The 21,591-nt window shown below is 66.9% G+C and carries 18 protein-coding genes and 1 tRNA gene; 11 read left to right on the top strand and 8 right to left on the bottom strand.

The window, feature by feature from the left end; translation table 11 throughout:
- Window positions 1–15: 15 nt before the first annotated feature.
- On the top strand, window positions 16–342 hold the full coding sequence (locus tag ACIA5G_RS08295; RefSeq protein WP_395921535.1) for an MmcQ/YjbR family DNA-binding protein: 327 nt from the start codon (window positions 16–18) through the stop codon (window positions 340–342).
- Here ACIA5G_RS08295 and ACIA5G_RS08290 read toward each other — a convergent pair.
- Together ACIA5G_RS08290 and ACIA5G_RS08285 are read right to left on the bottom strand one after the other, a co-directional pair.
- Window positions 332–862: a GNAT family N-acetyltransferase gene (locus ACIA5G_RS08290; protein WP_395921534.1), complete on the bottom strand. Its 531-nt coding sequence runs from the start codon at window positions 860–862 to the stop codon at window positions 332–334. The genes ACIA5G_RS08295 and ACIA5G_RS08290 overlap by 11 nt on opposite strands.
- 8 nt (window positions 863–870) lie before the next feature.
- Window positions 871–1,248 carry a nitroreductase family deazaflavin-dependent oxidoreductase gene (locus ACIA5G_RS08285; protein ID WP_395921533.1) on the bottom strand — a complete coding sequence of 126 codons (378 nt, stop codon included), beginning with the start codon at window positions 1,246–1,248 and terminating at the stop codon, window positions 871–873.
- Between the two features lie 87 nt (window positions 1,249–1,335).
- Between ACIA5G_RS08285 and ACIA5G_RS08280 the strand changes: the two genes are divergently transcribed.
- The 5 genes from ACIA5G_RS08280 (at window position 1,336) to ACIA5G_RS08260 (ending at window position 7,174) form a co-directional block, all read left to right on the top strand.
- Window positions 1,336–1,986 carry a hypothetical protein gene (locus tag ACIA5G_RS08280; protein ID WP_395921532.1) on the top strand — a complete coding sequence of 217 codons (651 nt, stop codon included), beginning with the start codon at window positions 1,336–1,338 and terminating at the stop codon, window positions 1,984–1,986.
- 98 nt (window positions 1,987–2,084) lie between these two features.
- Window positions 2,085–2,432: a YciI family protein gene (locus ACIA5G_RS08275; RefSeq protein ID WP_395921530.1), complete on the top strand. Its 348-nt coding sequence runs from the start codon at window positions 2,085–2,087 to the stop codon at window positions 2,430–2,432.
- Entirely contained in the window at window positions 2,429–3,613 is a 1,185-nt protein-coding gene (locus ACIA5G_RS08270) for an RNA polymerase sigma factor (protein WP_395921529.1), read from the top strand. The genes ACIA5G_RS08275 and ACIA5G_RS08270 overlap by 4 nt, the downstream gene beginning before the upstream one ends.
- A gap of 304 nt (window positions 3,614–3,917) precedes the next feature.
- Window positions 3,918–4,232, top strand: a complete 315-nt coding sequence (locus ACIA5G_RS08265) for a hypothetical protein (protein WP_395921528.1) — start codon at window positions 3,918–3,920, stop codon at window positions 4,230–4,232.
- A gap of 302 nt (window positions 4,233–4,534) precedes the next feature.
- Entirely contained in the window at window positions 4,535–7,174 is a 2,640-nt protein-coding gene (locus tag ACIA5G_RS08260) for a tetratricopeptide repeat protein (RefSeq protein ID WP_395921526.1), read from the top strand.
- 2 nt (window positions 7,175–7,176) lie between these two features.
- Here the strand turns inward: ACIA5G_RS08260 and ACIA5G_RS08255 are convergent.
- Window positions 7,177–7,247: transfer RNA gene (locus ACIA5G_RS08255), tRNA-Gly, on the bottom strand.
- 127 nt (window positions 7,248–7,374) lie between these two features.
- Here ACIA5G_RS08255 and ACIA5G_RS08250 point away from each other — a divergent pair.
- Together ACIA5G_RS08250 and dcd are read left to right on the top strand one after the other, a co-directional pair.
- Window positions 7,375–8,568, top strand: coding sequence for an oxygenase MpaB family protein (locus tag ACIA5G_RS08250; protein WP_395921525.1), 1,194 nt, complete (start codon window positions 7,375–7,377; stop codon window positions 8,566–8,568).
- A gap of 23 nt (window positions 8,569–8,591) precedes the next feature.
- Window positions 8,592–9,173, top strand: coding sequence for a dCTP deaminase (gene dcd, locus ACIA5G_RS08245; RefSeq protein WP_395921524.1), 582 nt, complete (start codon window positions 8,592–8,594; stop codon window positions 9,171–9,173).
- On the opposite strand, the gene ACIA5G_RS08240 is transcribed toward dcd, so the two are convergent.
- Window positions 9,170–10,366, bottom strand: coding sequence for an FAD-dependent oxidoreductase (locus tag ACIA5G_RS08240; protein WP_395921958.1), 1,197 nt, complete (start codon window positions 10,364–10,366; stop codon window positions 9,170–9,172). The genes dcd and ACIA5G_RS08240 overlap by 4 nt on opposite strands.
- A gap of 73 nt (window positions 10,367–10,439) precedes the next feature.
- On the opposite strand from ACIA5G_RS08240, the gene ACIA5G_RS08235 reads away from it, so the two are divergent.
- The 3 genes from ACIA5G_RS08235 to ACIA5G_RS08225 all read left to right on the top strand — a co-directional run bounded on the left by ACIA5G_RS08235 (window position 10,440) and on the right by ACIA5G_RS08225 (window position 16,519).
- On the top strand, window positions 10,440–10,910 hold the full coding sequence (locus ACIA5G_RS08235) for a MarR family transcriptional regulator (RefSeq protein ID WP_395921523.1): 471 nt from the start codon (window positions 10,440–10,442) through the stop codon (window positions 10,908–10,910).
- Window positions 10,911–11,016: 106 nt separating this feature from the next.
- Window positions 11,017–15,672 (top strand): hypothetical protein, encoded by a 4,656-nt coding sequence (locus tag ACIA5G_RS08230; protein WP_395921956.1) that lies wholly within the window; start codon window positions 11,017–11,019, stop codon window positions 15,670–15,672.
- Between the two features lie 154 nt (window positions 15,673–15,826).
- Window positions 15,827–16,519, top strand: coding sequence for a CAP domain-containing protein (locus ACIA5G_RS08225; protein ID WP_395921522.1), 693 nt, complete (start codon window positions 15,827–15,829; stop codon window positions 16,517–16,519).
- A 26-nt stretch (window positions 16,520–16,545) separates the two neighbouring features.
- On the opposite strand, the gene ACIA5G_RS08220 is transcribed toward ACIA5G_RS08225, so the two are convergent.
- The 4 genes from ACIA5G_RS08220 to ACIA5G_RS08205 all read right to left on the bottom strand — a co-directional run bounded on the left by ACIA5G_RS08220 (window position 16,546) and on the right by ACIA5G_RS08205 (window position 21,439).
- Window positions 16,546–17,550 (bottom strand): cation diffusion facilitator family transporter, encoded by a 1,005-nt coding sequence (locus tag ACIA5G_RS08220; RefSeq protein ID WP_395921521.1) that lies wholly within the window; start codon window positions 17,548–17,550, stop codon window positions 16,546–16,548.
- A gap of 17 nt (window positions 17,551–17,567) precedes the next feature.
- Window positions 17,568–18,011 carry a DUF742 domain-containing protein gene (locus ACIA5G_RS08215; protein ID WP_395921520.1) on the bottom strand — a complete coding sequence of 148 codons (444 nt, stop codon included), beginning with the start codon at window positions 18,009–18,011 and terminating at the stop codon, window positions 17,568–17,570.
- A 169-nt stretch (window positions 18,012–18,180) separates the two neighbouring features.
- Window positions 18,181–19,113, bottom strand: coding sequence for a hypothetical protein (locus ACIA5G_RS08210; protein WP_395921519.1), 933 nt, complete (start codon window positions 19,111–19,113; stop codon window positions 18,181–18,183).
- A gap of 97 nt (window positions 19,114–19,210) precedes the next feature.
- Window positions 19,211–21,439 (bottom strand): (Fe-S)-binding protein, encoded by a 2,229-nt coding sequence (locus tag ACIA5G_RS08205; RefSeq protein WP_395921518.1) that lies wholly within the window; start codon window positions 21,437–21,439, stop codon window positions 19,211–19,213.
- Window positions 21,440–21,591 lie beyond the last annotated feature (152 nt).

The raw sequence follows: 21,591 nt of genomic DNA, 5'->3' as shown, positions 1-21,591 counted from the left end.
GTCGACAATGGACCCATGACGACTTGGGAAGACGTCGTCCGCCTGGCCTCGGAACTCCCCGAGGTCGAGGCGGCGACCTGGTACCGCACGCCCGCGCTGAAGGTGGCGGGCAAGGGGTTCGCGCGGCTGCGCACCGAGGCCGAAGGCGGCCTGGTCGTGATGTGCGGGCTCGACGAGAAGGCCGCGTTGCTGGACTCCGGCGACGCGGCCTTCTTCACGACACCGCACTACGACGGGTCCGGCTCGATCATCGTCGACCTGGATCGCGTCGACGTCGATCAGCTGCGCGAGCTGCTCGAAGAAGCCTGGCGGCTGAAGGCGCCTCGCCGGCTCACCACTTGAGCTCGCCCTTGAGCATGCTCATCAGGATCATGTCGTGGCGCTCGCCGTCCAGCCCGACGAACGCCTCGCGGTGCCGGCCTTCCTCGACGAAGCCGACCTTGCGGTAGACGTGCCGGGCGCGCTCGTTCGGCGCGGCCACCCACAGCGTGATCTGGTGCAGGCGCATGTTGTTGAAGCCGTAGCGGCACATCAGGCGCAGCGCTTCGGTGCCGTAACCGCCGCCCTTGCGGTACTCGGCGTCACCGATGTAGACGTCCAGCTCCGCCTCGCCGATCTCGGGCTCGGCGTCGCGCAGGTCGATGATGCCGATGAGCTTGCCGTCGGCCTCGATCCCCAGCACGACCAGTTCGTAGCTGTTGAGCGGGCGTTCTTCGGCGCGTTTGCGGATCTGCGCGAGCGACCGGGGGTGGCTGTTGACCATCCACCGGCCGACCTCGGGGTCGTGGATCCACGGGTGGATCTTCTCGGCGTCCTCCGGTTCGAGCGCGCGCAGCCGGACGAGCTCCCCCTCGAGCAGCATTTCTCCCCCTAGTCCCGCTTGAGCAGCAGGAAGTCGTGGACGTTCAGCAGGCCGAGGAACTGCCGCACGGGCGTGGGCATCGCTCGGCGCGACTCATCATGCACGAGCTCGGGGGAATGCACGCGGTAATTACGCCGCCGGGTGACCACGGTGCAACTCTCCGCGGCCAGCACGTTCTTCACCCAGTCGGTGTCCGGCCCGTAGGTGAGCGCGACGACAAAGCCGTCGTCCGTGCGGAAGACGTTCAGCGGCGTGCGGTACTCCTTGCCCGACTTCCGTCCCTTGTGGACGATCATGCCGAAGCCCGGCGCCCAGTTGACGACGTGCTTGTTGATCCGGTTGGTCACCACGCGGTTGAAGCGGGCGAGTCCCTTGGGCAGCACCATGGCCCGACTATATCAACAAGCGATGAATTAATCGATCGGGTGACCCCGGCTCCCGCCGTGTGCCGCGCCGATGGTGGGATATGGCGCATGTCGACCGCATGGCCGCTGCGCCAGGACCCGGAAGCGCCGGTGATCATCGCCCTGGCCCTGGTCAACGATCCGGACGCGCTGGGCTTCGTCGTGCTGGACGACGAGGACGACTGGTTCATCAGCGACGGGACCGAGCTGTCCGAAGACGTCGTGGTCAACCGCGAAAGCTTCGGCAGAATGTCGGTGCGCGAGGCCTTCGAGCTGCTCCCGCAGCTGGCCGCGCTCGCCGAGCTGCCGACCGGCATGGCCGCCGATTGGGACCCGGACCGCCGCACGTGGCTGCTCTCGTCGGTGACCGGTTCCGACGACGAGGACGAGGACATCCGGCTGCTCGGCCAGCGCCGCGCCGCCTGGAAGTTCGAAGGCTCCCCCGACGACGAAGCCCAGATCAGCAGCGGCCTGACGGAGATCCCGACCGGTTCGGACGCCCCGGTGCGCGCGGTCCGCCAGGTCGTCCGCGAGCAGGACGGCACCTGGCTGTTCGTCGGCTTCGAGGTTCCCGAAGCGGAGGACTTCGAGGTCGAGGGCCTGGAGCTGGAGCACGTCGCGAACCTGTACCCGGACGTCCGCACCGTGCTGAAGGCGGCGCCGGGCCAGGTGTACGACCGCGAGACCCCGGAGAGCGACTGGGAGCTCGTCGAGGGCTGAGAAAAAAGTCCGGCGCGGTTGTCCAGAGGACGTCCGCGCTGTTCGTCCTTACAGTGAGAGCCGGCGATCGGCGCCGGTCAGGACTGTGAGGAGCTCTCATGCCCCAGTACGCCGCCATCATCTACGCCTCCGACGTCGACCCGACGCGGCCCGAGGCGACGGACATGATGAAGGACTACAACGAGTTCCACGACGGCGCCCAGGCTGTGATCCGCGGCGGCGCGGCGCTGTACCCGACCGCGACCGCGACCACCGTGCGCGTCACCGGCGGCAAGGGCGGCGACGTTGTCACCAGCGACGGCCCGTACGCCGAGACGAAGGAAGCCCTCACCGGCTTCTACCTGATCGAGTGCGCCGACCTCGACGAAGCCGTCAAGGTCGCGTCCCGGATCCCGGGCGCCTGGGACGGCGCGATCGAGGTCCGGCCGGTCGTCGACTTCGGATGACCGGCGCCGGGGACGCGGTGGCGCGGCTGGTCCGGGACGAGGGCACCCGGGTACTGGCCACGCTGGTCCGCGTCACCGGCAGCGTCGACCTGGCCGAAGACGCGGTCCAGGACGCCGTCGTGCGAGCCCTCGAGACGTGGCCGCGCGACGGCGTCCCCGCCAACCCCCGCGGCTGGCTCCTGGTCGCGGCCCGCCGGCGCGCGGTCGACGTCGTCCGCCGCGAAGCGAAACGCCTCGGGAAGGAGGCGGACGCCATGCCCGCCTTCGACCCGTCGCCCGACCCGCTGTCGGTCCGCGACGACCTGCTGCGTCTCGTTTTCACGTGCTGTCACCCGGCGTTGTCCCTGGACGCCCAGGTCGCCTTGGCGCTTCGCACGTTGGGCGGTTTGTCGACCACAGAGGTGGCCCGGGCCCTGCTGGTCCCGGAAGCGACGATGGCGAAGCGCCTGACGCGCGCGAAGCAGAAGATCGCCACGGCTCGGATCCCGTACCGCGTGCCTTCTGCCGAGGAACTCCCCTCACGGCTGGCCGGCGTCGCGTCGACGGTGTACCTGGTCTTCAACGAGGGCTACACGGGGCGCGTTGCGTTGATCGCCGAGGCCGTCCGCCTGGCGCGCCTGCTGGCTTCGCTGATGCCGGACGAGCCGACGGCGTTGGGGTTGCTGGCGCTGGTCCTGCTGCAAGACGCCCGTCGTGCGGCCCGGTTCTCCGCGGGGGTGCCGGTGCTGCTGGCCGACCAGGACCGTTCGGCGTGGAACTTCGAGCTGATCAAGGAGGGCGTCGAGCTGGTGGGCGTCGGCCTGCGCCGCACACCATCGGTGCCGAACGTCTACGTGGTGCAAGCGGCGATCGCGGCTTGCCACGACCTGGCACCGTCGTATCCGGAGACGAACTGGGACGCGGTGATCTCCTGGTACGACGTGTTGTTGTCGGTCCAGGACACTCCCGTGGTCCGCTTGAACCGCGCGGCGGCGGTGGCCGAGCGGGACGGACCCGCGGCGGGGTTGGCGTTGGTGGATGCCTTGGCGGAGTTGGACGATTACCCGTGGTGGCATGCCTCGCGGGCGGAGTTGTTGCACCGCTTGGGTTCTCCGGCGGCGTCCGACGCTTTGGAGCGTGCGGTGAAGACCGGTTTGCCCGCCGCGCACGCGGCCCGTCTGCGGCGCAGGCTGGCTCGATAAAGGCGCGAATTCGCTGGTGCCAGATCTGTGCATTAGTGATCAAAATCCAGACCCCGCTCCGGCCGCTATCGGATCGTTACAGACCGCTACGTAACAAGGTGCGCTCGGGAGACGTTCAACGCGGCAGACCCTACCGGCACTTGTGAGAGGTGGTAGTAATCGTGGATCCGGTTACGCTCCTTGTTTCAGCGCTTGCGATTGGCGCCGCAGCCGGAGTGCGAGAGACGGCGAGCACGGCTGTCAAGGAAGCGTACTCCGCGTTGAAACCCTGTTCACAAAGAAATTTCCCGAAGTCGACGTCGATGTGATCGAGCAAAAGCCTGCGTCGGCAGCGCGTCGAACCGCGGTCATCGAGGACATTGTCGACTCGGGGATCGACCTCGATGCAGAACTGGTTGCCGCGGCGCAGAAGCTGGTGGATGAGGTGCAGCGGCTTGAAGGAAACTTCCAACTTCCTGCCGGATTAGACTTGGAACGAGTGCAAGCGCAATTTCTTCGCGTCCGGTCAGTGGAATCCGAAGGAACAGGTGTACGAGTGGTCGACGGCGCTTTCGAGGGTGGAATCGACGTGGGAACCATCAAGTCGGGAAAAGCGCAATCGGACGGCACTACGGTCTGACGGATAATCCATCCAGAGATCTGCAAGGCGCTCCGGCCGTCCAGGCGCCTTTGGTCGACTTCCACAACGTCGCGGCGGAGGCGGGTATCACCGTTGTCGTCGGTCAACCGGCCTTGCCTTATGTGGACGTATCGGTATACCCGCCAGTCGAGCAACGACCAGGCCCACTTCGCGGACGCGATTCAGTGGTCGACGAGATAATGGCTCGTCTTTTGTCGTTGACCTCCGACGGTGGCGCTTGCAGCGATGGAAGTACGGCGTCCCACGTCATCCACGGACTGGGTGGTTGCGGTAAGACCGCGGTGGCGCTGGAGATCGCGGAAAGAGCTGTCCGTCTTGGTGTGCTGGTGTGGTGGGTGGCGCCGTTGGATCCTCATCAGCTCCGGCTGAGTATGGAAGTCGTCGCGCGTCGCGCCGGAATTGCGGAGTCCGACGTGAGAAGGCCGGATCTGGCAGACCTTCTCTGGGACGCTCTTGCCGACCTCGACAAGCCGTGGCTGCTCGTGTTCGACAACATCGACGATCTTCAAATATTGAACATAAACAGGCGACCGATCAGGGAAGGGAGGGGCTGGTTCAGGCCATTGTCTGCCGGCTCCATGGGTACGGTGATCCTGACCACTCGAAATGGCAGCCTTCGGGAGTGGGGATCATGGTCTTCGTTTCATCTCATCAACACGTTGTCAGGTAAATTCGCCGGCGAAGTGTTGCTCGATCATGCACCGCACGCGGGCGGGCAAGACGAAGCAATCGAGCTGGGACGTCGACTGGGTGGTCTTCCACTCGCCCTGCGGTTGGCGGGTGCATATCTGGCCGAGACAAATTCATCGGTGTGGCAAACGGAATCATCTGTACGCACCTTCAAGGCTTATCTGGCTCGCTTCGCGAGCACGGGCGTCATGCTGCTCGACCATGGAAAAAGGGTGCACGAGACCGAAGATGTTTCCAGGGGAATCATCTCGCGCACCTGGGAGCTATCTTTCGAGCTTCTGGAGAGAAGGGGTGAAAATGTGGCTCGTCCCATCCTTCGCCTCCTCTCCACCTTTGCTGATTCTGAAATACCACACTTACTTCTACTCGCTTTCGATGTGCTAAAAGAGTCGGACCTGCTCGACAATTCTGATAGTCAGGACTTGCAACGTGCTGTTCAAAGCCTGGTCGAACTAGGTCTTGTCGATATTGCTGCAAATAGAAGCGTTCCAGGCGAGTCGCGACCGCATCTCTTGCGCATTCACCCGCTCGTACGAGACGCGAGCCGTCGAAGTGCCGACTACTTGGAAAGGCGCGTTGCGTATTTGGATTTGGCTTCGGCGCTGGTTTGTCACGCGGCGGTCGACGCGGGTGACCCAACGAACGCCAGTTCGTGGAGCAACTGGTCCGACCTGGCGCTTCACTGTACTTTCATAATCTCCGAGTTGATGAGTGAATCAACTGCTCAATCCATTACCGACGCTGCCGCCGCTGCTCATCACGCTGCGGAGTACTACGCCGCCCGCGGTTTGCTGAGTCAAGCTGAGCTCGAGTTCCATGCAGTCGGGGAAAAGTGCGCGGACACCTTTGGTGAAGAAGCGCGTGAGACCCTGAAGTCGAGATTGGCCGAGGCAATGATGCGGCGTGATCGATCTTTATTCGACGGATCGGATCCGGCGGCAATGACTGCAGCCCTCGGCGAATTGGAGAGAATATTCGAGAGGCATGTCCATGCGCTGGGTAGGGATTGTTCTGAGTCGATCGTTGCAGAGCATGAATTCGGTATCGCGCTCGCTTATGCGGGACACAGCGAACGTGCTCGCGAGGTCTATGAGTCTGCATACAGAAAAAGTTTCGAACTTTTGGGGGAAGATGACGCAAAGACAATCCATATTCGGATGAGTCTGGCTGCCCGCTTATACCATGAAGGCCGACTCGAAGAAGCCTTGGTGGAATTCAATGCAGGCTTGCGGTCCGGTTCTCGATTGTGGGGTCTAAAGTCCCCGGCAGTTCTGGAGTGGCGGTCGTGGATCGCGTCTATTTATCGCAAGATGGGTCGGACAGAAGAATCGCTGATGGAGTGTCGCGTAATAGCAAAGTTGCGTGATGAATTATTTGGTAGAAATAATGTCTGGACAACCCATGCTAAACGTGAGCTGGCGGCAGTCCTGGTCGACCACGGCCGGCACCTACGCAAAAAATCTCTAGCAGACAAACAAACTATGTCGAATATGAAGAGGGGAAACCTCATGACCAGCAAGCAGGTCGGCCCGGTTGAGTACTTCTCGGAGTCGATCTCTCTGTTCGAGGAAGCATTGAGCCTGATCGACCAAGATGCCGCACCCGGTTGGTACGGCGTGGTTCTCCATGACCTCGCCGAAGTTCACGTCGATACAGGAGACGTCAAGGAGGCAATCGATCTGTATCGCAGGTCGATCGAATCCAAGGCCAGGGATCACGGTGACAGGCGAGAAGATATTGCGATCACCAGGAATGCATTGGCTAAATGTTTGATCTTGGATCGCCAGTTCGGCAGTGCGGTTGAGGTTGCCGATACGGTCGAGGCTGTCCTGTGTCAGGCCGACTTCGACGTGTCTAAGGAGAGATTGGCTGTGCTTTCGTTCCAGGTGGGAAAGATTTATGAGGACGTGGCACAGTTCGGCGTCGACGGAATGAGCGTTAAGGCAATCAACGCCTACCGCAGAGCGGTTACGATTCTCCGACGGGAAGAAAACTTGCAATCTTTGGGTGTCGTGCTCGCCAGACTCGGAGTCATGATGCGGGAAGAAGAGAATCTTGTTGCGGCAGCTGACTATTTCAGGGAAGCGATTGATGTAACCCGTGCGCACGATGCCAATGACGAATCTATTTCGGGAATGCTGGTTGATTTGGGTCGAGTCAGCAGGCGACTGGGAAAGAAAGAACTCGGCGAGAGCGTTACGTCGAACAAACACTCAAGTGAAGAAGAGTAAAGAGCGGATGACGGGAATCGAACCCGCGTATTCAGCTTGGGAAGCTGATGTTCTACCATTGAACTACATCCGCCTGCTGTCACGGTGTGGCAGTGTCGTCAGCATACACGGCGGCGTGATCCCCTTGTCCAGACCCCTCCCTCCTTGACGTCGGCGCCTCAAGTGACAACACTTGTTGTCGACTTCGGAGGTGAGCTGTCGTGGACGAGCCCGAGCTGTTCCGGCAAGGCGGGTTCCGGCTGGCCCAGCGGCTGTTCATCGAAGGGGACATCCGAGGTGATGCGCGGCAGGTCGCCCGGCTGCGGGAGTTCGCCCAGGTCGAGGATCGGTTGGCCGACGACGTTGTCGCTTGGATGGCGCGGCAGCCGAAAGGCCAAGGGCGCAGGCTCTTCGAGGACGCCCTGAAGAACGGCGTCGCCGAGGGAGGGCCGCTGAAGGCCTTCTTCGACGAGGTCAACGCCAAGCCCTACTGGGTCGACGACGAGCGGCTCGAGCGCGGCGCCAAGGCCATCACGCGGGCCGGGTTGCTCGGGCTCTTCCCGCTCGGGGACATGTCGCTCATGGGCGGTTATCTCGCCTCGCGCGCGACAAAATCCCTGGTCGGGACCGGGGAGATCGAGTACAAGGCGACGCGCCGGCTCGTTGAGACCGCCACCTGGTGGATCGACGTCACCACGCCCGGCGCCCTCGGGCACGGCGGGCAGGGTTACGCCTCCGCGCTGCGGATCCGGGTTGTGCACGCCCACGTGCGCGCCGCGATGAACCGGCGGGACGACTGGGACTACGCCGCCTGGGACCGGCCCGTCAACCAGGTGCAGACCGCCGGCACCCTTCTCCTCTTCTCGCTCGTCTACGTCTTCGGGACGCAGCTGCTCGGCCTTCGCTACTCCGCGCGCGAACGCGGCGACATCCTGCACCTCTGGCGCTACATCGGCTGGCTCATGGGTGTTGACGACGAGCTGCTCCCGACCGGCGAAGAGGACGCCTGGCGGCTGCTCTGGCTGCTCGCGGCCACCGAGTTCATCCCGGACGACGATTCGAAGCGCCTCGCCAAGGCGCTCATCGAGGCCAACGCGGCCGTCGGGGAAGGGCGCGGCGCCGTCGGGAAGGTGCTTTCGCACGTGTCCGTCGCCGTGCACTCCTCGATCAGCCGGCTGGTGCTCGGGAAGACCAACGCCGACTTCCTCGGCCTGCCGAACGACCCCGTCGCGCAGGCCGCGATCGTCGCCGTCGCGGGGGTGAACTTCGCGGCCGAGACCGTGCGGCGGTTCATTCCCGGGGCCACCGCGCTGCAGGAGCGGATCGGTGAGGCCGGGCGTCGCGGGTATGTGAAGCGGCTCGAGAAGATCTTCGCGCCCGACACCACCTACGCGCAGCACATGCAGGTCGCCTGAACCCACCGGATAGGCTGCCGGGCGTGCTGCTCAGTGACCGTGACCTCCGCAAAGAGCTCGACGCCGGCCGGCTCGGCATCGACCCCTTCGATCCCGCCATGGTCCAGCCGTCCAGCATCGACGTCCGGCTCGACCGGTTCTTCCGCGTCTTCGACAACAGCAAGTACACCCACATCGACCCGCAGCTGCAGCAGGACGAGCTGACCTCGCTGGTCGAGAAGGAGGGCGAAGAGCCCTTCGTGCTGCACCCCGGCGAGTTCGTGCTCGGCTCGACGTACGAGCTCGTGACCCTGGCCGACGACCTGGCCGGCCGCCTCGAGGGCAAGTCGTCGCTCGGCCGCCTCGGGCTGCTCACGCACTCGACCGCCGGGTTCATCGACCCCGGCTTCTCCGGGCACATCACGCTCGAGCTGTCGAACGTCGCGAACCTGCCGATCACGCTCTGGCCGGGCATGAAGATCGGCCAGCTGTGCATCTTCCGGCTCTCCAGCTCGGCCGAGTTCCCGTACGGCTCGAGTGAAGCCGGGTCCCGCTACCAGGGGCAGCGCGGCCCGACCCCGAGCCGGGCGTACAAGAACTTCCACCGCGTCGACACCTGGCGCTAAGCGGAGATCTTCTCGTCCCAGTCGATCCGGTGGTTCCACATGAAGGCATTCGGGTCCTCGTCGAACGGCTTCGAGAACACGCGCTTGATGAAGAAGTCGCGGATCACCCGCCCGACCGGGCCGATCACCTTGCTGTCGCCGTTGCGCTTCCCGGCCGCGACGACAGCTTCGACGCGTTCGCGCCGCAGGCCCTCGTAGGTGGTCAGCGCCTGCGCGACGTCCGGCACGTCGCGCAGGCATTTGCCCAGCGTGACGGCGTCTTCGATGGCCATCGACGCGCCCTGGCCCGCCGCCGGTGACGTTGCGTGCGCCGCGTCGCCGATGATCACCATGCGGCCGCGGTGCCAGACCGGGACCGTCGGGAAGTCGTACGTCGGCCACGCCGGGTAGACCTCGCGCGTCGCGCGGATGATCTCGGCGGCGGGCGTCTGGTCACGCGCCACCAGGTGCAGCAGCTCCGCCCGCAGCTTCTCGCCGGCCAGCGTGGCCAGCTCGGACGCGGTCGGCTCGGTCTTGCGGGCCGGGTTCGCGAACCACCAGACGCGGCCGTCGGCCGGGCTGACGACGTGGCAGAAGAACACCCGCTTGCCGAAGACCATGTTCAGCACGCCCGGCTCGTCCGGGAGGGTCAGCCCTTCGGCGAAGCCGCCGGTGTTGAGCAGCGGCACGTACCGCGGTGACGGCGCGTCCGGGTCGATGATCGTGCGCACCCGCGAGCGGAGGCCGTCGGCGCCGACCAGCAGGTCGCCTTCGGCGTGTGAGCCGTCCGAAAAGTCCGCTCTGACCTGCGCGGACGTCTGGCTCGCGCCGATCAGGCGCTTGCCGTATTCGGCCTGGATTCCGCGCCGCGCGGCCTCGTCGCGGAGGGCGACGTAGAGGTCGGAGCGCAGGACGGTCTGGGTCACGGTGCCGTCCGGGAGCGTGCCGCCCAGGGTGAATTCGGTCAGCCGCGTGCCGTTGCCGAGCCCGATCGACATCCGCGGTGAGTCGAATCCCGTGCTCTTGACGACGTCCTTCAGGCCGAGCGGGATCAGCGCGTCCAGACCGTTGATGGCCAGCGTGAGGAACGCGCCGACACCCTCGGCCCCGCGGTCGTACGCCTCGAACAGCACCGGCTCGTGCCCGGCCTCGTGAAGCGCGATGGCCGTGATCGTGCCCGCGATCCCGCCCCCGATGATCAGCGCCTTGGTCATCTCGTTCATCCCCTCGAAACTCTTAGAAACTAATTCGTTCTGTCGAACTAAAGAGTGGGCTAGGCTGGGCGCCGTGTCAAGCGAGCGAGCGCAACTGGTCGAGGAAGTCCTGCTCAGGTCGCGGGAGCTGTCGACGGAGACGGTCATGTTCCACACCGCGGTCTCCGAGACGCGCGGGCTGTCGGCGGTGGACAGCAAGGTGCTGGACTACCTCGCGCGGTTCGGGCCTCAGACGCCGAAGGACCTGGCACGGCTGTCCGGCTTGGCGCCCGCGTCGGTGACGGCGATGATCGACCGGCTGGAAGCCAAGGGCATCGTCGACCGACGGCCGCACCCGGACGACCGCCGCCGGGTCCTGATCACGTTGAACGAGCAGGCCATCGCGAGCGGCGTGCACCTGTGGGACAACCTCGTCAAGCGCATGTACGAGCTGTGCGACCGCTACACCGACGACGAGCTCCGCACGGTGATCGGGTTCGTCGAGGGGGCCACGGCCCTCACCCACGAGTCGACGGCGAAGCTGACCGGCTCCACGGACGGGTGAAGGTAGAGGCGCGCGGCCCGCTCTCGTGCCAGGCTCCGGAAGGTCGTCTCGGCCCCGGAGGTGGCAAGGAGTGCCGTTGCCCGCAAGACCGCTTCGCCTGTTTCTCGTGCTGGCACTGGTCTTCTCGGCCGCGGCGCTCGTGCCGTCGGCGGGTGCGGCCGCCGATCAGCCGTTCAAGGTGGGCTACGACGGCGTCGTCTACGGAGACTTCCTGTACGCGGGCAACGGCGTCCTGCGCTGTCCGGTAGCCGCCGACGGCGCGCTGCAGGGTGCCGCGGTGGCCACGCCGGCGGCGTGCGCGAACACCGCGGACCGCAAGGACACGCTGGCCAACGACGACTTCTTCATGCAGTGGGCCGACGTCGACGCCGACCCGGGGACGTTCGACTCGGCCAGCGCGTCGGTGAGCATCCCGCCCGACGCGAAGATCGTCTTCGCCCGGCTGAATTGGGCGGGCAACACGAGCGCGAAGACCTGCGGTTCGCGCGAAGGTGCTCCCGCGGTGCTGCCGCCGGGAACACCGGCTGCACAGAACGTCCGGCTTTCGGTCGGCAGCACGAAGCCCGTCGACGTCGCGCCTTCGGCGTTCGCTGAGGAACCGGGGCAGTACTACTCGGCCAACGCCGACGTGACCAGCCAGTTCGCCGGTGCGCCGACCGGGTCGGCGCTGGCTGTGACGGTCGGCAACGTCTGGGCCCCCAAGGGTTTCGACTGCGCGGGCGGCTGGTCGATCGCGCTCGTCTACGCCTATCCGGAGCGCAACGCCGACTTCGCGCCGAACAAGCGCAAGGTGGTCGTCTACGACGGGCACGTCCCGGTCTCCGACGTCCCCACCGAAACGACGGTCACCGGTTTCCGCGCGGCGGCCGCCGACGCGCACATCGGCGTCACCGCCTACGACGGTGACTGGGGTGGTTCCGGCGACCAGTTCCTGGTCAACGGCACCCCGGCCGCCGAGCCGGCGACCGGTGGGACGTCGAACTTCTTCGTCTCGAACGCCGACAACGCCGCGGCGCCGGGGGTGAAGAACAACTTCAGCGTGGACGCGAAGGCGTTCAACGTCGACAACATCCCCGCGGGCGCGACCAGCGCGAAACTCGGGTTTGTCACCAGCGGCGACACCTACCTCGCGCAGAACCTGGCGTTCTCGGTGCCGGTGCCCGAGCTCCAGATCGCCGTGCGCGCGACGCAGCCGAAGGCGCACGCCGGTGAGCCGGTGACGTTCGCCGTCACCGTGACCAACCCCGCCGGTGTCCCGGCATCCGATGTGCAGGTCACCGACGAGGCCGTCCCGGCCTGCGCAAAGCCGCTCGGCACGCTCGCGCCCGGGCAGAAGGTCGACTACACCTGCGCCGGTCCCGCGCCGGCCGACGACTTCACGAACACCGCGAAGGTCACCGGCACAAGCGGGCCCGGCGAGCCGCTCGACGGCGTCGCGACCACCCACGTCGACGTCATCCACCCGGCGATCGGCATCACGAACACCGCCGACAAGCCCGCCTACCGCGCCGGCGACACCGCGACGTTCACGATCAAGGTCACGAACACCGGCGACACCGGGCTCAGCGGTGTCGAGGTGACCGACCCGAAGACGCCGTCGTGCGCTTTTGCCGGCGCACTCGCCCCGGGCGAAAGCCGCACGCTGACGTGCACGGCGCGCGCGCCGATCGCCGACGGTCTCAACACCGCTGTCGGTGTCGGCACCGACGAGCTCGGCAAGCAGGTCACGGCCACCGCCGACGCGCCCGCGCCGACGATCGCGCCCGCCGTCGAGGTCACCAAGACCGCCGCGCCGCCGGTGATCCACGCCGGCGAGGCCGTCACGTTCACCGTCTCGGTGAAGAACACCGGCGACAGCCCGCTCGCGCCGGTCAAGGTCACCGACAACACGACGACGTCGTGCTCGCGCACCTTCGACGGCCTGGCCGCGGGCGCGACGCAGACGTACACGTGCACGGCGAACCCGTCCTCGACAACAACGTCGCAGGTGACGGCCACCGGCACCGACCTCGCCGGGCAGCCCGTGACGGCCACCGCGTCGGCCACCGTCACGGTGATCACCCCGGCCCTGACGCTCACGAAGGACGCCGCGCCCGGCATCGTGCGCGCCGGCGACCTGATCACGTTCACGATCACGGTCGCCAACGCCGGTGACGCGCCGCTGACAGACGTCGCGGTGACGGACGACCGCACCCCGGCGTGCGCCAAGACGCTCGGCGCGCTGCCGCCGCAGGGCAGGCAGACGTACACCTGCACCGCACCCGCCCCGCCGGACGACTTCACGAACACGGCCGCCGCGTCGGGCAAGGACCAGCTCGGCCGCATCGTGAAGGTCACCGACGACGCCGTGGTCGACGTCATCCACCCGGCCGTGACGCTCGCTGCGCAGGCTTCGCCCGCACAGGTCCGCGAAGGCGACACGGTGACCTGGACGATCACCGCGACCAACACGGGCGACGTGCCGCTGACCGGTGTGGCGGTCGCCAGCGAGGTCGCGGGGTGCGTGAAGCCGCTCGGGACGCTGGCGCCGCAAGCGACGCAGACGCACACGTGCACGACGGTTGCCGGTGCGGCCGGCTTCACGAACCGCCCGGTGGTGACCGGGACGGATCCGACCGCCCGGCCGGTGACGGCGACCGCGGAGGCCGCGTTCGTCGTGCAGCACCCGGCGGTGGGGATCACCGCCGAGGTGACGGGTGGGCCGTTCCGCGAGGGTGACGCGGTGCCGGTCCGGATCACCGTGCGCAACACCGGTGACGTGCCGCTGACCGGGCTGCGGGTCACGGACGCGGAGGTGGCTTGCAGGCAGGACACGGACGGGCAGGCCGCGGGTCTGCGACCCGGTGGCCAGCAGCTGTCAGGTACTCAGACTCCGGGTACCCCGGAGCCGAGCATCGGAGCTACCGCCCTGCAGGTCGCAGGCACGGGAGGCTCAGGCGCTCAGGCCACGGATCAGCAGGCCCCCAGCACACAAGCCACCGCTCCGCGAGCCGCCGGCCCACAGACGTCGGGCGCCCAGGCCGCCGGCGCGCAGGCCGCGTCCATCTCCCCACGAGCCACCGGTCCGCAGGCGCGGGCCACCGGCTGCGCCCAGGTCCTCGACGGCGCGCTTGAACCCGGCGCCACCAGGGACTTCAGCTGCACCCTCAGCGCACCTGCCGATGACGTCACCGCCGCCGTGCAGGTCACCGCCACTCCTCCGGTTGGACCGGCCTTGCTCAGCCGAGCCACCGCGAGCATCAACGTCATCCATCCCGCCATCACGATCGCCAGGACCGTCGACCCCACCGTTGTCCGCAAGGGCGACACCGTAACGTCGACGATCACCGTCACCAACACCGGCGACAGCGTGCTGCGGGACGTCTCCGTGGCCGATCAAGGCGCACCGGCATGCGCCAAACCCCTTGGCTCGCTCGAGCCGAAAGCCACACAGACCTACACCTGCACCGAAGTCGCCGGCGAAGCCGACTTTGCCGCCACCGCGAAAGTCACGGGCACCGACGCCGCGAACCGTCCGGTGACCGCGGCCGCCGGGGTACCGGTCGATGTCATTCACCCGGCGGTCACCGTCACGGACGACGCCGCGCCCGCGCAAGTCCGGGAAGGCGACACCGTCACGTTCAGCATCGTCGTCGCGAACACCGGGGACGTTCCCCTGACCGACGTGTCCCTTGTGGACAGCCGCACTCCGGCGTGCGCTCAGACCATCGGCACCCTCCCTCCCGGCGCCTCCCAGCGCCACTCCTGCAAGGTAAACGCCGGCACCGACAATTTCGTGAGCTCAGCCACCGCAACTGGCACCGATCCGACTAATCGCCAGGTCAGCGCCACCGACGACGCCGCCTACACCGTCCTGCATCCCGGACTGAGCGTCACGAAGGCCGCGAAGCCCGCCATGGTCCGTGAAGGCGACGACGTCACCTTCACGATCACCGTGACCAACACCGGTGACGTGCCGCTGACCGAAGTCAAGGTCGCCGACGAGCCGGCCTGCGCGAAGGCGTTCGACAAGCTTGAGGCCCGCGAAGCGCAGAAGTACGACTGCACGACGAAGGCCCCGAAGGACGATGTCGTGAGCACCGCCGAAGCGACTGCGAAGGCGCCGATCGGGCCGCCGCTCACGGCGCGAGGGCAAGCGAAAGTCGACGTGATCCACCCGGCGGTGAAGATAGAGAAGGCCGCGAAGCCCGCCACAGTCCGCGTGGGCGACGACGTCACCTTCACGATCACCGTCACCAACACCGGCGACGTGCCGCTGACCGAAGTCAAGATCACCGACGAGCCCGCCTGCGCGAAGGCGTTCGACAAACTCGAAGCCCACCAAGTGCAGACCTACACCTGCACCCGCAAAGCCCCGGACGACGATTTCACCGCCGAAGCCGATGTCACCGGAATGGACCCGACCGGTCGCGCGGTGCAATCGAATGCCAAAGCGAAAGTCGACGTTGTCCACCCCGAGATCGCGGTGATGAAGGACGCCACTCCCTACGAAGTGCGCGCCGGCGAAACCGTCACGTTCAAGATCCTGGTCAAGAACACCGGCGACGCGCCGCTCACCGCCGTGTCCGTAGTGGACGACCACACGCCGGGGTGTGCGCACGCCGTTCCGGAGCTGGCCGCGGATGCCGAAATCACCTACTCCTGCACGACGATCGCCGGTAAGGAAGGCTTCACGAGCAAGGCGACCGGCACCGGCCAGGATCCGACCGGGCGCCCGGTGAGCGCGTCCGGGGACGCGACGTTCAAAGTCCGGAGCGGCTGAACGGAGTAACGCTGGAGCGTCCGATTGCCGCGGGCTCGATGTCCGTCGGCGAATGCCGGCCGGAGAAATGTGACCCGTGCGTTCGTAGGGTTCTCGCTGTAATCGTTCCGTGATACGTTCTCGCGCCGTGTCCCCCATTGGTGAACGTGCTCGCGTGGTGATGGTGTCACTCAGTGTGCTGCTCGGCGTTTTCTCCGCCGCGACCGGCACCTGGATGGCGACCGCCGAAGGAAACACCGCTGAGCTCGGCGCCGCGGCTCTTGTGCTCCCCGACGCTCCGGCCGGCTCCGGCGGTGGCAGCGGCACCGAGCTCGCCGGCGGCCAGGCCCCGGCCACGAACCAGCCCCGTTCCTCGTCCGAGGCGCCCGCGCCGACGTCCAGCGCGGCGCCCACGCCGTCCGAGACCTCGGCCGCCCCGCAGCCGACGACCTCCGAAGCGGCCCCGCCACCGAGCACCAAGGCCGCGGCTCGCGTTGCCTCCTCGGTCGCCGAGCAGGTCATCAACCTCGTCAACGACGAGCGCTCGACCGCCGGTTGCAAGCCGCTCGCCGAGGAGTCGCACCTGACGACGGCCGCGCAGGACTACAGCGACGACATGTCGGCGCGCAACTTCTTCTCCCACACCAACCCCGAGGGCGTCACGTTCGACCAGCGCATCAAGAACGCCGGCAACCCGAAGCCGGGCGCGGAGAACATCGCGAAGGGCCAGACGTCCGCGGCGCAGGTCATGACCTCCTGGATGAACTCCGAGGGCCACCGCGCGAACATCCTGAACTGCTCGCTCACGAAGATCGGCGTCGGCTTCACCAAGGCCGGCAACTACTGGGTGCAGGACTTCGGCTACTGAGGCGCATTGAGGCGTACTGAGGAGCGCTAAGCCGGGTTGTTCCACCGCTCCGCGATGTCGCCGTACCGGGCCAGCACGGTCGCCCGCAGGTCGGGATCCGTTCGCGGCACCGGCTCGATGAACACCTCGGTGACGTCGTTGAACGACTCGGTCAGCTCGGCCGCGATCCGGACGCAGGCGTGTTCGACGTCGCCGGCGCCGAGTGAGTCGTCGAAGTCGACGCGGGTGCAGACCAGCACCTGGTCGGTGCCCATCAGCATGGTCTGCAGGTCCACGACGGCCTCGATCTCCGGCGCCGCCGAGAGGTGGTCGCGGACCCCGCGGACGATCTCCGGGTTGGCCTGGCGGCCGATGAGCAGGCCGCGGTTGGTCCGCCCGAGCAGGTAGGCGACAAAGGCGAGCAGCACGCCGATGACGATCGACGCGACGCCGTCCCAGACCTCCGAGCCGGTGAGCTGGTGCAGCCCGATGCCGGCGAACGCGACGATGAGGCCGATCAGCGCGGCCGAGTCCTCGAAGAGCACGGTTTTCGGCGTCGGGTCGTCGATCAGCCGGAGGTATGCCCAGAATGACCGGTTTTCCGCCTTGGACTCCCGGACGGTCTGCCGCACGGCCTGCACCCACGACGTGCCTTCGAGCAGGAACGCCACCGCCAGCACGATGTAGCTGAGGATCGACGTGCTCTGCGCCTCACCGTGCCCGAACAGCGTCGAAACGCCCTCGTAGAGCGCGAACATCGAGCCCGACGCGAAGATCGACACGGCGGCGAGCAGCGACCAGAAGTAGCGCTCCTTGCCGTAACCGAAGGGGTGCACGCGGTCGGCGGGACGGTCGGAGCGCTTCAACGCCGTCAGCAGCAGGACCTCGGTGAACGTGTCGGCCACCGAGTGCGCCGCTTCCGACAGCATCGCGCCCGAGCCGGTGATGATGCCCGCGATCAGCTTCATGATCGCGATCGCCAGGTTCACCCCGCCCGCGAGCAGGACGGTCAGCGTGCTTTCGCCACCAGGCTTTTCGGGTTCCTCACTCACCTTGGTGAGCGTAATGGTCAGAGGCGGCGCAGGCCGTGCAGCACACGTTCCATCAGCGCGACCGCCGGACGGCCCTCGGAGTTGACGCGGGTGTCGTGGATGGTCACCAGGCCCTGCTCGGCCATGTCGTCGATCAGCACCCGGGCGACGCCGAGCGGCACGCTGAGCCGGGCGGCGACCTCGGCGACCGAGCGCGGGCGATGGCAGAGCGTGCGCACCGAGCGGAACTCACCGGTCAGCCGGGCGCCGTTCCAGTGCGCGCCGGCGCGGGTCGACACCATGGCCTCGATCGCCAGGTGCCGCCGCGACTGCGTGCGGCCGCGTGTCAGGACGTACGGGCGGACGAGCGTCCGCTGGACGGGCAGGTAACCGAGCGGATCACCGACGGGTGGGATGCCGCGGAGAGCGTGCCGGCCGGTGGAGGGAAGGAAATTTTCCCCGGTCCGCAGGTCCTCGGCCATCCGCGCTGCCCCCTGATTCCGTGATCGTCGAATTGGCCTCGCTGGCAGCGATGGCGGCGAGGAAAGGCCAGGATACGCCGGTTGTCCAGTCTTGAGACCGTGGTTTGTCCTTTCCCTGATGGGCCATTTCGGTGAATATCGCGAACATTGTGTGGGTAATCGATTGCCGCTACGAATTCCCAGCTAGTGGACGGGTTGAACGACTGGTGACAACCAGTAGTGCTACCGCTACGAGAATGAGAACGGACTGCTCGACAATGGCGATCGTGCCGTGCGGAATGGTCGTTTTCATGCCGATCCAGCAATAGGTCAACACCGCTCCGGCGGCCAGCGGAAACGCGGGCGGGCGCAGTCGCAAGATCGCGACGGCGGTGGCCGCTTCCAGTGCCAGGAGCAGTCCGACGAGCAGCCACGGCAGGCTGTCCAGGCCGCGGAGGAGCTGGAACGCGCTGCTCGCGCCGACGCCGAGCGCGAGCGCAACCCAGGGGTTCCCCGGCGTCGACGTCCACACCGCCGAGCGGAACCGGAAGGCCGCGACGACCAGCGCGACCACGACCACCGCGGCGCCGGCGAGCTGCGCCGGGTGGGCCAGGAAGTGCCCCATCGCGTACGAGACGCCGAACGTCGCGGCGGCGCCGAGCACCAGCGTCACGCTCCAGAGGCTCACGCCGGCCTTCTTCAGCCACGGTTCCCGGCCGAAGAGCGCCTCGGTGATCGCGATCGGCGCGCCGATGCTCCACACGACGTGCAGGGTCAGCACGTAGACCGTCCACGGCCCGCCGATGCCGAGCACCGGGACGTGCCCGGACGACAGCAGGTCGAGGCCGAGGTAGTGCGGGTTGAACAGCGTCTGCGTCAGCAGGCCCTCTTCGAAGACGCCGAACGCGAGGGCGAGCGTGAGCATCGTGGGCCAGCCGCGGCCCGTCCGCCGGACGGTTTCGCGGATCAGCAGCGCGGCCGCGCCGTAGAAGGCGACATAAAGGGCGAACATGACGAGCTGCTGCACCAGTTCGGGTGGACCGGCGAGGTACTGGTCGGCCAGCAGGAACTCGGCCGTGAACGGAGAGAGCAACGTCAGGGTGAGTGCTGCGGACTTTCGCATGCCCTCATCGTCGGACGGCGGGCGGCGCCGGACCCGGGTCAACGATCACGGCCCGGCCATGACATCTGTCGTGGCCGGGCCGTGGGTGTCCGGTTCGTCAGGCTTCTTCGGTGGAGTCCGAAGTGAGCGACGGCGCCCCGAGGGCGACCGGCTTCGGCTCCGGCTTGCGCTTGACCGACTCCAGCAGCATCTGCGCGACGTCGACGATCTCGACCTTCTCGCTCGCGCTGCCGTCGCTCTGGCGAGCCGTCAGGCCGTCGTTCAGCATCACCTTGCAGAACGGGCAGCCCGTCGCGATCTTCGACGGCGCGGTGCCGAGCGCCTCGTCGACGCGCTCGACGTTGATCCGCTTGCCGATCTTCTCTTCCATCCACATCCGCGCGCCGCCGGCGCCGCAGCACATCGACTTGTCGCCGTGCCGCGGCATCTCGCGCAGCCGCGCGCCCGTCGCGCCGACCAGCTCGCGCGGCGCCTCGTAGACCTTGTTGTGGCGGCCGAGGTAACACGGGTCGTGGTAGGTGACGTCCTCGGCGACCGGCGCCACCGGCACCAGCTGCTTCTCGCGCACCAGGCGGTTCAGCAGCTGCGTGTGGTGCACCACGTCGAACTGGCCGCCCAGCTCCGGGTACTCGTTGGCGAGGGTGTTGAAGCAGTGCGCGCAGGTCACGACGACCTTCCGCGTCTTCCGGTCGCGGCCCTCGAACACCGAGTTCAGGATCTCGACGTTCTGCTGCGCCAGCATCTGGAAGAGGAACTCGTTGCCCGCGCGGCGCGCCGGGTCACCGGTGCAGGACTCCTCCGAGCCGAGCACCTTGTACTTGACGTCGGCCATGTGCAGCAGCTCGGCGACCGCCCGCGTCGTCTTCTTCGCGCGGTCTTCGAACGCGCCCGCGCAGCCGACCCAGAACAGGTACTCGGCGTCACCCATGTCGCCGTCGAACACCGGGACCTCGAAGTCCAGGTCCTCGGTCCAGGCCAGCCGGTCCTTGGCGTTCTGGCCCCACGGGTTGCCCTTGTTCTCCAGGTTCTTGAACATGCCGTTCAGCTCGCTGGGGAACGACGACTCGATCATCACCTGGTAGCGGCGCATGTCGACGATGTGGTCGACGTGCTCGATGTCCACCGGGCACTGCTCGACGCACGCGCCGCAGCTGGTGCAGGACCACAGGACGTCGGGGTCGATGACACCGCCGTCGTCGCCGATCAGGGCCTTCTGGGACTCGGCGATCGCGAGGACGTCGATGCCCGCGTACATGTTGTCGCCGGACAAACCGACCTCGTCACCCGCCATGTCGCGCTTGCCGCCGGCCATCAGGTACGGCGCCTTCGCGTAGGCGTGGTCACGCAGCTGCGTGATGAGCAGCTTCGGGGACAGCGGCTTGCCGGTGTTCCACGCGGGGCACTGCTCCTGGCAGCGGCCGCACTCGGTGCACGTCGAGAAGTCCAGCCAGCCCTTCCAGCTGAAGTCCTCGATCTTGCCGACGCCGAAGGTGTCCTCGTCGGGGTCGGCTTCCTCGAGGTCGAGGACCTTGCCGCCGCTCATCATCGGCTTGAGTGCGCCGAGGGCGACACCGCCGTCCTGCTCGCGCTTGAAGTAGATGTTGAAGAACGCGCTGAAGCGGTGCCAGGCGATGCCCATGGTCATCGTGCGCGCAACGACGATCAGCCAGACGGTGGCGCTCATCAGCTTGACGAACGCGAAGACCGTGACCAGGTTCGGGCTGGCCGGCAGCAGCTCGCCGATCGGGTTCGACACGAAGGCGGCCCAGGTCGGCGTCTCGTGCGCGCCGAGCGCGGCCTTCGCGGCGCGGACGCCGATGATGCCGATGCCCTCGATCAGGACGACGGCCTCGATGAAGTACGCCCACTTGAAGTTGGAGCCCTGGAAGCGCGACTGGCGGTCGGCGCGGCGCGGGTGGTTGCGCTGGCGGATCGCCATCAGGACCAGGATGCCGACGATCGTGCCGACCCCGAGCAGCTCCATGAGCAGCTGGAACGGCGGGAAGTCGTCGAGGATCGGCCAGCCCCAGTGCGGGACGAAGACCTCGCCGTAGGCCTCGAACAGCGCGAGCGAGCCGAGCAGGAAACCCCACATGACCAGCCAGTGGGCCGGGCCGACGCTGCGCTTGCGGTTCATCCGGGTGTGCGCCGCGAACTCCTTGACCAGCGTCATGAGCCGCGGCATGAACGGCCCGTTGCGGGTCGAGTCCGGCTGGCCGAGGCGGATGACCCGCACGAAGCGGGCGATCGTCGCGGCGAACATGCCCCAGGCGACGAGGCCGAGCAGGACCGAGATCCCGCCGAGCGTCAGTTGCAGAGCGCCCATCGTTCGGGTGCCTTTCGTCCGGATGGATCAGTGGTGGTGCCGGGAGACTAACCTTCCTTACTGATGAGTAACCCGTTGAGTGGGCCTAAGTCCCACCGATGTGGTGTACGTCGCTCTTTGTTTCGGGACGATCGTTCAGGTAGTTTTCACCC

Source organism: Amycolatopsis sp. NPDC051758 (assembly GCF_044453095.1).
GTDB lineage: Bacteria > Actinomycetota > Actinomycetes > Mycobacteriales > Pseudonocardiaceae > Amycolatopsis.
Note: the sequence above shows the minus strand (reverse complement) of the source record. Positions and strands in the feature narration are given on the sequence as shown.

Coding starts and splice junctions, on each gene's coding strand:
- ACIA5G_RS08295 (WP_395921535.1), top strand. CDS start 16: ATGACGACTTGGGAAGACGTCGTCCGCCTGGCCTCGGAACTCCCCGAG.
- ACIA5G_RS08290 (WP_395921534.1), bottom strand. CDS start 862: ATGCTGCTCGAGGGGGAGCTCGTCCGGCTGCGCGCGCTCGAACCGGAG.
- ACIA5G_RS08285 (WP_395921533.1), bottom strand. CDS start 1,248: ATGGTGCTGCCCAAGGGACTCGCCCGCTTCAACCGCGTGGTGACCAAC.
- ACIA5G_RS08280 (WP_395921532.1), top strand. CDS start 1,336: ATGTCGACCGCATGGCCGCTGCGCCAGGACCCGGAAGCGCCGGTGATC.
- ACIA5G_RS08275 (WP_395921530.1), top strand. CDS start 2,085: ATGCCCCAGTACGCCGCCATCATCTACGCCTCCGACGTCGACCCGACG.
- ACIA5G_RS08270 (WP_395921529.1), top strand. CDS start 2,429: ATGACCGGCGCCGGGGACGCGGTGGCGCGGCTGGTCCGGGACGAGGGC.
- ACIA5G_RS08240 (WP_395921958.1), bottom strand. CDS start 10,366: ATGACCAAGGCGCTGATCATCGGGGGCGGGATCGCGGGCACGATCACG.
- ACIA5G_RS08215 (WP_395921520.1), bottom strand. CDS start 18,011: ATGGCCGAGGACCTGCGGACCGGGGAAAATTTCCTTCCCTCCACCGGC.
- ACIA5G_RS08210 (WP_395921519.1), bottom strand. CDS start 19,113: ATGCGAAAGTCCGCAGCACTCACCCTGACGTTGCTCTCTCCGTTCACG.
- ACIA5G_RS08205 (WP_395921518.1), bottom strand. CDS start 21,439: ATGGGCGCTCTGCAACTGACGCTCGGCGGGATCTCGGTCCTGCTCGGC.